Genomic DNA, 12,320 nt, shown 5'->3' on the forward strand with positions numbered 1-12,320 from the left:
CGGCATCGGCACGCCACCCCCGACAGACGTCACACCGGCGCGACGGAGCGGCATCATCGTTGCCCCTCGGTCGACATACCACCGTATGCCCTCCCTCGGTGCGCCTCGATGCCACACACATCGGCACGCCACCCCGGCAGACGTCACACCGGCGCGACGGCGGGTCTCAGACCACCTTGCGCTCGAACGGGTCCGAGCTGATGCCCTTCGCGAGAATGTCCTTGCACCACTCCTTCGCGGTGAACAGACTGTGGTCGCGGTAGTTGCCGCAGCTCTTGATCGTCGTCGCCGGCACGTCGTCCCACGTGGCCTTGTAGGCGATGAACTCCAGCGACTCCTTCAACGCGCGCGCCACATCCTCGGTCGAATGCGTGCCCCAGGTCAGCAGATGGAAACCGGTGCGGCATCCGAACGGCGAGCAGTCGATGTAGCCGGGAATGCGCTCGCGCAGAAGCACGGCGATCGTATGCTCGATCGTGTGCAGACCGCCGGTCGGGATCGCGTTCTCGTTCGGCTGCACGAGACGCAGATCATAGTTGGAGATCACGTCGCCGTGAGGGCCGGTCTCAGTGTCGATGTAGCGCACATACGGCGCCTTCACCTTGGTGTGATCAAGTTGGAAGCTTTCGACGACCGGCTTGCCGCCCTTCTGCTCGGCTGCCGCCTCGGCTTCCGCCGTCTGCGTTTCCGCGGCCTGCGTCGCCTGCGTTGATTCCTCCGTCATGACTCCTCCATTTCATGCGATGAACCGGTAACGCACCCCATGCTACTCCTGCGCGACGCCGACCATCGCATTGTCTCGCACCTTGGTGACGCACAGCACCAGCGCAGATAGCAGCGACGGCGAATCGAACAGCTTCATCATCGGACGTGGATGGTCGAACGGCGGCTTGGTCAGGTCGGCCGGCTCGACGTATCCGTTGCGCTCGATGTATGCGATCACCCGGTGCACGAATTCGATCTGCGCCTGATTGAGCACATGACCGTTGATGAAGTCGGCGAACGCATCCATCGCCGCCTGATGGTCGAGTTTGACGATACGCCGGATGAGCAGCCCCAGCGGCTTCGGCCCGAACGCCGCATTATATTCATCCCGCGACCCGAGATGCCGCATGAAGATGCGCTCAAGCTCGCTGTAATCGTCAGCGTCCAGAGGCTCGTTATGCCGCAGCTTGCGGATTACGCCATCTTCCCTGTGCTCGTTGACATATCGATTGACTTTAAGCTTGTAATCCTCGAAATGTTCGGTGATGTCAAACGGCTGGTTTTCCGTGCGCTCGATGAGCGGATCGGTCAGGTCGGTGACGATGACCTTATGCGCGCCGGAATCCGCGACGAACTGTATGAGGCCGCGTAGCTGCAGCCGCAACTGTTCCAGTCCGGTCACCGATAGCCCGGTCAGAAACGCATCATCGTGTGCGATTGAGCCAATCAGTTCCTTATGCTCATGCACTTGTGAAATGGTCATGCGCTCGTTGAGCTTTGCGGCGAGCACCCTGACTTTCGTCGCGTATGTTGCACCGGCCGCACCCGTTGCACGGGCCACCATGAACCCATACATGAGCGCATCGAATCGCAGCGCGTATATGTCGTCTTCGTCATAATGGGCCAGCGGGGCAAGTTCCGTGGCGAGTTCTCGCACGTTGAGATCGTCCAATGCCGTGAACGCGTCGCGGTTGCGGTACCGTTCGACGTATTCGCGCTTGAGCCGTACCGCGACCTTGTTCGCATCCCAGCCGTTGATTTGGCCGCACACATCGTCTACCAGCGTTTCTCGCCACTGGACTATCTGCGGGTCGTCAACATACGCGCCTGATTGGAAGGCATGGATGAGTTCGGCTTTGCGCGCGAAGATGCGCTCGCTCACCGAGGCGGCCGGCTTGTCTTCTACGACGTTGGTCTGTTCACGGAAGAACGCGAAGTTGCCGCAGTAGTCGAAGATCTTGAAATACCGTTTGCCGAAGTGTTCCTCGTCGCCGTCCACGCAGTCGAGTTCCGGGCACAGTCTGGTGCCTCGGCCGATCATCTGCCAGAACTTGATTTTGGAACGCACTTTCTTGAAGAACACGAGATTGACGACTTCGGGCACGTCGACGCCGGTGTCCATCATGTCGACGGATACGGTGATGACCGGATTCGGTTTGTGTTTGAATTCGGCGATGATACTGTGCGCATAATCCTCGCTGTGCAGCACGGCTTTGATGAATCCGTTGGATGATTCCTTCGGATAGAGCCTTGCATACCGTTCGACGATAAAGCGGGCATGCAGTTGGTTGGCCGCGAAGATGATGGTTTTGCCGAGCCGCTCGCCGCCGTCGGTTCGGATGCCGTGATCGTGCAGGTCCTGCAATACGATATCGACGGTCTTCGGATTCATCACATACTTGTTGAGCGCGTCCGCATCGATATGATCGGGAATATCGGCCTTGCCGTCGTCTTCGTCCGTGCCGTCGCCGAAGTCCTCCTCGTAACGGGCCTTGTCTTCTTCAGACAGCTCGTCGTAGGTGATGCCTTCGTCCATGAACTTCGTTTTGGCTTCGATGTTCCGGTACGGCACAAGCACATGGTCTTTGATCGCAGTCGCGTATTCGTACACGTATGTAGGCACGCCATGTTCGACATGGAAGAAATCGTAGGTATTGCGATCCACTTCATTGCGGGGTGTGGCGGTCAGCCCCACCATGATCGCGTCGAAATGCTCGAAAATCACCCGGTATTTCTTGAAGATCGACCGATGCGCCTCATCCACGATGATCAGGTCGAAATGTCCGGCCGAGAACACGGGCTTGCCGTCCGCTCCGGCCTCCGTGTCGATAGCGTTGACCATGGTCTGGTAGGTGGAGAAGACCACGCGCGCGTCCGCATCATGCTTGTTGTTGCATAGATTGCACAGCGACCAGTCGGGATAGTATTCGCCATATGCGCTATTCGCCTGCGAGACGAGTTCGACGCGGTCAGCGAGGAACAGTACGTTCTTGACGAGTCCGGCGCGCGTGAGTACGTCGGCGAGCGCCGCGGAGACTCGCGTCTTGCCGGTGCCGGTGGCCATGACGAGCAGGCTGCGGCGTTGCCCTTGGTTGAGGTTCTCGCACACGGCTTGAATGGCTTCGAGCTGATAGTAGCGGCCGTCACCACCTGCAACTGACCGGTTTACGGGGACGGTGGACGGGTCGATGGCGTTGCGGCGACGGTCGATGATGCGCTGCAGATCGTCCTGGACGAACACTTCGCCGACTTCACGGTATGAACCGTTGTCGTCGTGCACAAAATACGTGTGGTAACCGTTGGAGAGGAAGATAAGCGGACGGTAACCGAACTGCCGCTCGAGGCAATCGACGTACAGCCGGGCCTGTTGCAGGCCTTTCGCCGGATCGTAGGCGGTACGTTTCGCCTCGATGATGGCGAGCGGCCGTCCGTTTCGGCCGTTGAGCAGGTAGTCAATGCGTCCCTGCTGGCCGGGGTTGCCTTCCATACCGGTGACCGGATACTCTTCGATGACGTCGCGCTGCATGTTCCAGCCGACCAATTGCAGGTCAAGGTCGATGAACCGTTTGCGCGTCTCGTATTCGCTGTACTCGTCGGCGGGAAGCTGCGGCATGGCCGGCTGTTCGGCCTTTCGGGCGGCCAGCTGGTTGCTTAACGCGCGGATCCGCTCTTCGAGTTGTGCGATATGCGCGGTCTGCTCACCGAGCTGTGCCTCGTATTCCTTGCGTGCGGCGTCTTCCTGGGCTTTGCGTTGCTTGGCCGCGAGTGCATGGCTGACTGCCGGCACCTGTTTGGGATCGAAGACACGTTTGGTGTAACGGCTGCCGTAGCTGTAGTCGATCCATTGGATGAACAGGAAGAGAATCTTCAGGGAAAACAACGCATCTTCGGGTTTGAGCTGCGCATTGCGATGGGCGGCCATGTTGCCGGCCGTGATGATGTATTGCAAGGATTCCCACAGGCGGTTGTCTGCGAGCGCGTCGCGGAAGGTGGGTTCGTGGACGAGAGACTGCAGGTTGTCTTTGTATGGTGGCTTAACGGTCTCGTCGGCGGCGTACACCCATTTGACGGCGAGCTCGAACGCACGGCGAGCCGCCAACGCGCTGATGGTGGGCGACAGCGACATCGCCCGCTCCGCCTCCAGACACGCATCGGCAAACATCTCATAATTGCTCTGCCCGATGAGGAACGAGAAGTTTGCCATTGACACCTCCATCGGATTGCATATTTCACTCCGTTCTTGATTGCATATTGTACGCCGCAGCAACCGGAAGTCGATGAATCAAGAGACGTATTCACGGCATATGCTTCGCATGCTGTCGCAGATAATCAGCCAACTCGTCTTTGCTGCGATTGCCGGTAACAATATCCTGAATCCATCGATATATTCCGTTCTGGTCAGGAGACGGATCGTCTGCGATATCAATCATGACCGAACGCAATGAAAGAAATCCCATAGACATGACCATCGTGGTGCGCTTGTTGCCATCAGCGAAAACATGGCGGTGTGCAAGATGATCCGCAAAATCACTCACCTGGTCAAAGATATCCACGTACCGCTCAACAGGAGATATACCGAACACCGGAGCAAACACCGGATTCAAGACCGACAGAATTGTGCCGATACGAGTCTCCCGTTCCTGTTCAGACATGATCTGAGTCAGGTCAAGACCCGCATTACTGACAACGTCTTTATGAATCTCCCAAATCGTTTCGGCCAAAGCTTCAAGATTGACGTCGTCGAAAACGAGTGGAGGAGCCATGCTCCCCCACTCGGACACGGTTCGGCCACTCATGAGTTCTCGAGCATCCGCAGCGCGTTCGGCCATGTCTTACCGACATGGGCGACTTCAGCCGCCAGCGTGCCATCCATAACGCCATCGACCGTTCCATCACATGACGATTGAATCAAGCCAGGGGTAATCACATTATTGGCATTAGGCTCGTACACGCGCTTCCACGCGCTTCCCTCACGATGAGAGATACGCACCAAGTCGAATGCCGTGAGTTCGCCATATGTCTGCATTACCTGCTGGGCGACTTCATGGAGCTGCGCAGAAACCTCATAGGACCCCTCGGGGTGACGGATAACGCTCTTCCCGTATTTTTGGAAAGTGCGGTAAACCACAGGTTCAACCGGGCCATAGCTCCATGCCTGAATATCATCGCTAAACAAAGGAGCCCCATGCTGCTTCAAGGATACCGCCTGCGCGAAATACACCAGTTTGTTCAACTTCAGATTCGTCATCTCCGTCTCGCCACCATAATTGGCGACCAAGTAGTTGGCCACATCCAAAGCCTTCATGGTTCCTCCTTTCAACACATGTCGCGCCAATTCTACCGTTGCACATGAACACCGCCAGCCAGTTCATACGTCACTGCAACAAATCAGCAAACACCGATGCCATTCATGCAAAATAGTGCTGGGCGATGCTGTCGTAGAGGGTGTTAAGACGGTCGAGCTGCTGGCGGGTGGCGGACTTAAGGGGCTCGACCTGCATGACGAGCCATCTACGACGATCTCACTTCACCACAAGACATACACTCTCTTACTCGTCCGTAGCATCAATACCGCGTCTATCGCACCCTTTGGCAACACTACCTACAAGATGATGTTATTGTATGCACATCGATTGTTGATTATTCCTTGACGTTATATTGCATGCACTGTATACTGTGATCCATGAATAGCATAGAACTGCCTTTCCCTTGGGAAGAGATATCCGGCGCAGCCACGGAAGACATGGCCGATACGCTAGCCAGAATCGGCGCAACATCCGCCCCAGAATCGCAACAGCCCATCAGCAAGGACGCAATCCTTGAACAGCTCGCCGGATGCCCCCTGACCTACAGCGACATGACCGACGCCGATGTAATCAGTGACAATATGATGACCACACCCAGATCGGTCCGCTCCTACTACGTCATGGGTCACCGTTGGGTACGCGTACGTAATATGGAGACCGATCTCGAAGTGATGCTCCGCCTTCAGTCCAGAATGCCGGAATCACGCGAGATCTACATCTCGTCCATCATCGTCCCCTTCGACCAAGGCCATGACATCAGCGGCAACGATCTGAGGGACATTCCTGTGGCCGCCATCGCCACTGCATATTCACGGCACGAAGTGCAGAACATCATCGCTCTCAACCGAGCATTCGCACTCGGAACCAGCGAACAGACCGATCCGATGTCCCCGCTTCCCAAAGCCAGCGGCTCCGACCGGTTCCTCGCCCTCGTCGGGCGCCAATACGATGCCATCGAACAAGCAAACCCCGGCAGGAACATCGCCAAACTCCTCGCGGAGCACAACAACACAAAGCTGCCCAATGCCCAGCGATGGATCGCCACAGCACGCAAACGCGGATTCCTAGCCCCAGCAGCCAAAGGACAACGACCGAATAAAAGGGACAACCATCAAGACGAACAGTCAGATAAATAAAGTCACAGGCCAAACGATTTCTTAACAATGGCCGGCGGATCAGTAAGGAGAATTCATAAGAATATGCAATATGAAGAGAGCAACATGATACCTCTGTTCGATATGCCGGCCACGCCAAAGCCAAAATCCACGACGCCTATATGGGATGACTTACCGGACTGTTTCTGGGAAGGAGTCGAATTGCGCGGCGACTACGACATGCCACGCATCCAAGGAATCCAGATAGATATGGACAGAATCAAGGATCTGGTCGCTTTTAATAAGACCAGACACTCTGATATCTCTAAATCATTTATTCACTTCTTCCTCCATGACATACATTTCAAGGTATTGCTTAGCCATCCCCAGCGATATTTGCAATTATTCAATTCGGCAGCAGGAATCCTCTCACCGGACTTTAGCCTATACAGGAATGCTCCTCTATGGATGCAGGAGAGAAACTGCGCATATAACCGACTGGTCGGACGATATTATCAGCGTCATGGTATTACAACCGTGGCAACAGTCCGTTGGGGAAATGAAAAGAGCTTCGCCTTCTGCTTTGACGGTATTGACAAAGGTTCCACTGTCGCAATCGGAACTCATGGTTGTATCCGAACCAAGGAAGATCGTCATATGTTCATGCTCGGATTACGTGAATTGTTCAGAGTCGTCGGCCCCTGTCTAGTCATTGTATATGGCGATATGCCAGAAGAGGTCTTTGCCCCGTTTATCAAGGAGTACGGTCCTCAACGGTTTCTTCATTTCACTAGCGATATTCGTAAAACACACATGATAACTAGCGCAAAGGGAGAGAACTAAGCAATGGGATCAGGCGAGTCAGGCCGATATTACACATCACACGGCAGTCGGCTTGTCCATCATCAAGGCATCATTCATAGCCTTGACGGTGAGTACACGCATAGAAACGGACATCCCGATCGCCTCAAAGCCGGAGGCCACGGTCAAATCGCAATGGAAATCATGGACCTGAATGGCATCGAATACCATGTCGTTGTCACTTATCCTAATGGCGTCCGTGCCGGATACGTGCCGAGACATAAATACACTCCGAAAAGAACCGGTATACGGCAGACTTGGTTTCCTCAACATTGGGGAGAACGAGACATTACCAACGCGGCAGAACACATCATGCAGCTGAAAAGCAACCGGAACGCGCCGGATGGCCACATCATCTGGGGAACATGGAAACGAGTAAGAGTCGGCGTAATCAAACGAAACGGACTCGCGGATACCGTGTTCCCCGCAGAAGTACAGCCTGACTATTTGTGGCGGAAGAACAAGGCAACACGAAAGAATAGACCAGGAAGGATTTGAGGATATGTTCAACATCGATAAAGTACGCGGAATCTTAGCCCGATACGAGCATATTCACCCGGAAGATTCATACAGCCTCAACCAATATTGGAAAGATCTTTCCGATGCACTGCTCGAAGACGTAAACGGGTATATATCGTTCCTTATGAATGGCTGCACCAGTCAGGAGTTGGTTCTGCTGAGCGAAGTCAATGACGAGCTTATTGACGCAACACAAAATGAGCTCCTGATACATGCTCTGAAAATAGCACAGGCGCGTCTCCCTGAAACCACTCGGAAATATCAACTTGACGCAGATCTGGACTACACTATTTCGCGTCATATCAGCGACAAGGACAAAGCGAAGCAACTGCTTGCATGGAAGCCGTCGGAGCTCAAATAACGATTGCAGCGGCGTGCAGTGGCTGCGATCGTCATTTCTGCATATCCCATCAACAATCAGACTGCACACAAACTGATAGAGAGATACGGTAAATGAGTGACAAAATTGATATCATTCGTATTCAGCTTGATTTTTTACAAGGGGCAATCTGGCCTTCGGATTTCGAAACCGGAGAGCCGCTGACCGGTAATGCGATAGTGGATAACGATGAGGAAATCCGTCAATTGAACAAGACAATCGGCGACTTATTTACCTCATACTATGAGCCGGATTCGCACGGACAAGCCTGCTGGTTCAACCGCAACAAGGAACGACATGACAAAGCGACCATGCTGCGTCTGCTCGGCGAACTGAACGCAAGATTGCACGCCGTTAACGACGGTTCTTTCATCGTTGACGACCGGGAAACGAGTCGAGTCAGAAAACTGTAGACGATATGGGTGGTGGCGAACGAAAGCATAAATACTTTTGTCCGCCACCACTACTGTTATTCGGCGAAGTAGCGTTGGGCGAGGCTGTCGTAGAGGGTGTTGAGACGGTCGAGCTGTTGGCGGGTGGCGGCCTTGAGGGATTCGACCTGCGTGACGAACTCGGCGAACTCGTTTTGGAGGGCGAGGGGCACATTAGGGATAGCAACCGAGCCAAGCACATCGGTATCCAGCTTTTTGGTACCGTGTGCCGATTGTCCAGTCTCAGCCAACAGCATTTTCTCCTGATTACGCAATGCAGATGCGAGGAATACAGCATTGCACTCTCTTTTGGGAATCATCGCCTTCAAATCCTGATTGATTGTCGCCGCAGTTTTCACAATCGCGACAGGAACATCATGAGCAAGAATCATTCCACGAACGACGACGACAACTGTATCTTCCGGAATTAATTTCAGATTAGCTTTCTCAGTGATTCTATCATTGACATGATCGATTGAGTCCCAAAGCATAGGGCTCTTGATGTCTTTCGGACTAAACCACGGCAATGAGCCATCCCAGTATTCGGGATTCTTTTTCGAGGGAGTCCCACCACTATAGAAATCACAGAAAACAGAAAGCGCGGACATAGGCTGACTGCCAAACATCTCGACGAAGCGGGATTGAATGAGTTCGTCGGCTTTGGCGAGCATCTGCTTGGCCAAGGCTATTTCGTCCTGAATAGTATCAAAGGATTCAGCTATCTGACACTGATGTTCATAATCAGGAATAATAAATGAGCATTCTTTCAACCATTTAAAGTGACGTGTATATTCCTTGCTACCGGGCAGATTTGCAGCATAATACTTCAATGCATGAAAGAGAAAACGCAGATTGTCATTTCGAACTTGTCGAAGAATCTTTGTTCCATCAGCACCAATGAAAAATGGTGTATCCGCATACTTGATTGCGCATGTGTGGTCACCAAATACAATAGCCGGTACATCCATGAACAATCCATCCGGAATATCAGAATAACCAGCAATAGCACTCTGACCCTGATCAATGATTGGATTAATTCCCTTGGACTGATATTCCTTTGCCGGTATCTTAGTAGCTATCCGAGTTACATCAGAGAATACATCCTTGAAAGCTAACTGCTCCTCCATCACTCACCGTCCTTCGCGAGCATGGTGTCGAGGGCGTTAAGGCCGTCCACAAACTTGGCATTCAAATCGCGCAGTTCGGCCATGAGCTTTTCTGTCGGTGGGTATTCCTTCTTCTCGTATTCGACTTTCACATACTTGTTGAAGCTGAGGTCGTAATCCTGTTCGGCGATGTCGTCGCGGGTGACGAAGAAGCTCTGCTCGGTGCGTTCGCGCGCGTCCTCCGCATCCAAGTGCGCCCAGCGTTCGAGAATATCCGGAATATCGTTGTGGCTCACGTCCTCATCACGCTTGTCATCCAGCGTGAAGCCGTCATGCTCCATGTTGTACAGCCACACCTTGTCGGTGCTGTTCGGCGCGTCGGTTTTCGTGAACACGAGAATCGCGGTGCTGACTCCGGAATACGGCTTGAACACGCCGGAAGGCATGTAGATGATTGCCTCCAGACGCTGATGCTCCACCAGTTCGCGGCGCAGCTCACGATACGCCTTCGCATTGGAGCGGAACAGCACGCCGTTCGGTACGATGCACGCGCACCGGCCACCGAGCTTCAGCATGCGCAGGAACAAGGCCACGAACAGGAGCTCCGTCTGCTTGGTCTGGACAATCGACTTCAGGGAATCGTCAATGTCCTCCACGTCCAGCGAGCCGGTGAACGGCGGATTCGCGAGGATTACATCGAACCGGCTGCGAATCGTGTTGAGTCTCGACAGACTGTCCTGATTGCGCACGTCCGGATTCTCCACGCCGTGAAGCAATAGATTCATCGCGGAAATGCGCACCATCGTCTGATCGGTGTCGAATCCGGTGAACTGTTCGCCCTCGAACAGGTTCCAATCCTCAGCACTCATCGCATCGCCGTGATGGGCGCGAATCCATTCGGCGGCGGAGATCAGGAATCCTGCCGTACCGCAGGCCGGGTCGCCGATGAGCTGACCGGGTTTCGGGTCGAGCAGGCCGACCATCAGGTCACGAATGTGCTTGGGTGTACGGAACTGGCCGTTCGCGCCGGCAGTGTTGAGCTTGCTCAGCATGTATTCATATAGGTCGCCCAGATCATCCTGGTCCCTGACCACATTCGTCAGCAGATCATCGATGCCGGAGACCGCACGCTCCAACGTCTTCGGCTTGTTGAATCCGAATGACGCATCCTCCATGCTTTCGGCGAATGCGTTGCCGGTGTGCAGGGTCTTCAGGAACGGGAACACCTGCTGGGAGACCACGGCGAACATCTGCTCTGCCGGCAGGTTCTTGAACCTGCCCCATCGCAGTGCCTGACCTTCCGGGGTCTGCGGAAAGGTGAGTTTGGTGGCCGGTACGCCGGTCAACTGCGCCATCTGCTCGGCTTCCAGCTCCTTGTCGTCCAGCGACTTCATGAACATGAGATACGTGAGCTGACTGATCACCTCAAGCGGATTGGTGATGCCGCCCTCCCACATGCGTTGCCAGATGTCATCGACCTTGCTTTTCGTGGCCCCGGTAATCATCGCGTATAGCTCCCATCCATTCGACTGCCATTCCACTCTACCGTCCCGCATTACCCAGTCGGGCGATTGGCCCTGCCGAGTGAAGTCAATGACGAGCTTATTGACGCAACACAAAAGCGAGCTCCTGATTCATGCTCTGAAAACAGCACAGGCGCGTTGCCCCGAGGCCACTCGGAAATATCAACTTGACGCAGATCTGGACTACACCATTTCGCGTCATATCAACGACAAAGCCAAAGCCAAACAGCTGCTTGCATGGAAGCCGCCGGAGCTCAGCTAACGATTGCAGCGGCGTGCGGTGGCGGCGATCATCATCTCAAACAGATATGGCATACAACAGAGACGTGGTGCTGATTCGTTTCGACGTTCCAGTATTCTGCGTGATCAATTCGTCCACAAATTGCTGACGCGAACATCAGGCTACACGTACGAGGTCATGCACAACGGCACGTGAAACAGACACCCGACACAAGCCGAAGGTTCTTCTGCACCCTACGCCACCACGCCTCCCCGCGTCACAGCGACATGGGAAGAGACATGGGAAGAGAACCGGCTCATTTCGGTTCGACACGCCTGCTCTGTGGCGTATATCTTGCACTTGTGTGTACCACCGGAGAAATACGCGACGGCAAGGTCTTCAGACAAGAATCCCACGATCATTGCAATTCCGCCATTATGCGATGCCGATGGCACGACGGGAACCACCCGTTTTCTCCCGACCGCCAACCATCGGCACACACAACTGCAAGATGCAGCACGAAACACCCCGAATCCGAACCTCCGTCCCAAGCCACACTTAGCGATCGGCGCGTCAGAAATCCGTTCGCTAGTGTCCTGCGTCAGAAATCCGTTGATTATATTGTTGGCTCCCCTTGTCAGGACAGCACCGTGAAGCAAACAGCGGAGCTGTTTGTAGGTGCTGTGCGAGCCGACCGGCGAGCCGGCAGGCCGCGCGCGAAGCGCATCCATAATTGCAGCGAGCTGACCCGCGAAGCGGGACTGAGGGGTAGTGAATTCGTCAACGAATTTCTGACGCAGGACACTAGTTTTTCTTTATTTCCAATATATAACCAATGATTTGAGTTAGTTACTCGCCCTATCCGCCCTAGGGTTTCAGACTTCGGCCTGAAACCC

The 12,320-nt window shown here is 54.3% G+C and carries 12 protein-coding genes; 6 read left to right on the forward strand and 6 right to left on the reverse strand.

Features of this window, described 5'->3' with window-relative positions; all coding sequences use genetic code 11:
• Positions 1 to 166: 166 nt before the first annotated feature.
• The 4 genes from EHS19_RS03950 to EHS19_RS03965 all read right to left on the reverse strand — a co-directional run bounded on the left by EHS19_RS03950 (position 167) and on the right by EHS19_RS03965 (position 5,290).
• The gene (locus tag EHS19_RS03950) at positions 167 to 724 is read right to left on the reverse strand and encodes an S-ribosylhomocysteine lyase (protein WP_151916492.1); all 558 of its coding nucleotides are present in this window, start codon (positions 722 to 724) and stop codon (positions 167 to 169) included.
• 42 nt (positions 725 to 766) lie between these two features.
• Positions 767 to 4,189, reverse strand: coding sequence for a DEAD/DEAH box helicase family protein (locus EHS19_RS03955; protein WP_151916493.1), 3,423 nt, complete (start codon positions 4,187 to 4,189; stop codon positions 767 to 769).
• A 91-nt stretch (positions 4,190 to 4,280) separates the two neighbouring features.
• On the reverse strand, positions 4,281 to 4,814 hold the full coding sequence (locus EHS19_RS03960) for a Fic family protein (protein WP_151916494.1): 534 nt from the start codon (positions 4,812 to 4,814) through the stop codon (positions 4,281 to 4,283).
• Positions 4,778 to 5,290: a Panacea domain-containing protein gene (locus EHS19_RS03965; protein ID WP_151916495.1), complete on the reverse strand. Its 513-nt coding sequence runs from the start codon at positions 5,288 to 5,290 to the stop codon at positions 4,778 to 4,780. The genes EHS19_RS03960 and EHS19_RS03965 overlap by 37 nt, the downstream gene beginning before the upstream one ends.
• Positions 5,291 to 5,728: 438 nt before the next feature.
• Between EHS19_RS03965 and EHS19_RS03970 the strand changes: the two genes are divergently transcribed.
• From EHS19_RS03970 to EHS19_RS03990, 5 genes are all read left to right on the forward strand, one after another.
• Positions 5,729 to 6,427, forward strand: a complete 699-nt coding sequence (locus EHS19_RS03970) for a hypothetical protein (protein WP_151916496.1) — start codon at positions 5,729 to 5,731, stop codon at positions 6,425 to 6,427.
• 27 nt (positions 6,428 to 6,454) lie between these two features.
• A complete protein-coding gene (locus EHS19_RS03975; RefSeq protein WP_151916497.1) occupies positions 6,455 to 7,228 on the forward strand; it encodes a DUF4417 domain-containing protein in 774 nt (257 codons plus the stop codon).
• 3 nt (positions 7,229 to 7,231) lie between these two features.
• Complete coding sequence (locus EHS19_RS11725) at positions 7,232 to 7,744, forward strand: EndoU domain-containing protein (RefSeq protein WP_206666317.1); 513 nt, start codon at positions 7,232 to 7,234, stop codon at positions 7,742 to 7,744.
• 4 nt (positions 7,745 to 7,748) lie between these two features.
• Complete coding sequence (locus EHS19_RS03985) at positions 7,749 to 8,126, forward strand: hypothetical protein (RefSeq protein WP_151916498.1); 378 nt, start codon at positions 7,749 to 7,751, stop codon at positions 8,124 to 8,126.
• 92 nt (positions 8,127 to 8,218) lie between these two features.
• Complete coding sequence (locus EHS19_RS03990; RefSeq protein ID WP_151916499.1) at positions 8,219 to 8,557, forward strand: RNA helicase; 339 nt, start codon at positions 8,219 to 8,221, stop codon at positions 8,555 to 8,557.
• A 56-nt stretch (positions 8,558 to 8,613) separates the two neighbouring features.
• On the opposite strand, the gene EHS19_RS03995 is transcribed toward EHS19_RS03990, so the two are convergent.
• Both EHS19_RS03995 and EHS19_RS04000 read right to left on the reverse strand, forming a co-directional pair.
• Positions 8,614 to 9,702: a restriction endonuclease subunit S gene (locus tag EHS19_RS03995; RefSeq protein ID WP_241677071.1), complete on the reverse strand. Its 1,089-nt coding sequence runs from the start codon at positions 9,700 to 9,702 to the stop codon at positions 8,614 to 8,616.
• On the reverse strand, positions 9,702 to 11,186 hold the full coding sequence (locus EHS19_RS04000; RefSeq protein ID WP_151916501.1) for a class I SAM-dependent DNA methyltransferase: 1,485 nt from the start codon (positions 11,184 to 11,186) through the stop codon (positions 9,702 to 9,704). The genes EHS19_RS03995 and EHS19_RS04000 overlap by 1 nt, the downstream gene beginning before the upstream one ends.
• Positions 11,187 to 11,274: 88 nt before the next feature.
• On the opposite strand from EHS19_RS04000, the gene EHS19_RS11015 reads away from it, so the two are divergent.
• Positions 11,275 to 11,466 (forward strand): hypothetical protein, encoded by a 192-nt coding sequence (locus tag EHS19_RS11015; RefSeq protein WP_206666318.1) that lies wholly within the window; start codon positions 11,275 to 11,277, stop codon positions 11,464 to 11,466.
• Positions 11,467 to 12,320: the final 854 nt, after the last annotated feature.

It is taken from the genome of Bifidobacterium jacchi, assembly GCF_009078285.1.
Classification (GTDB): Bacteria; Actinomycetota; Actinomycetes; order Actinomycetales; family Bifidobacteriaceae; genus Bifidobacterium; species Bifidobacterium jacchi.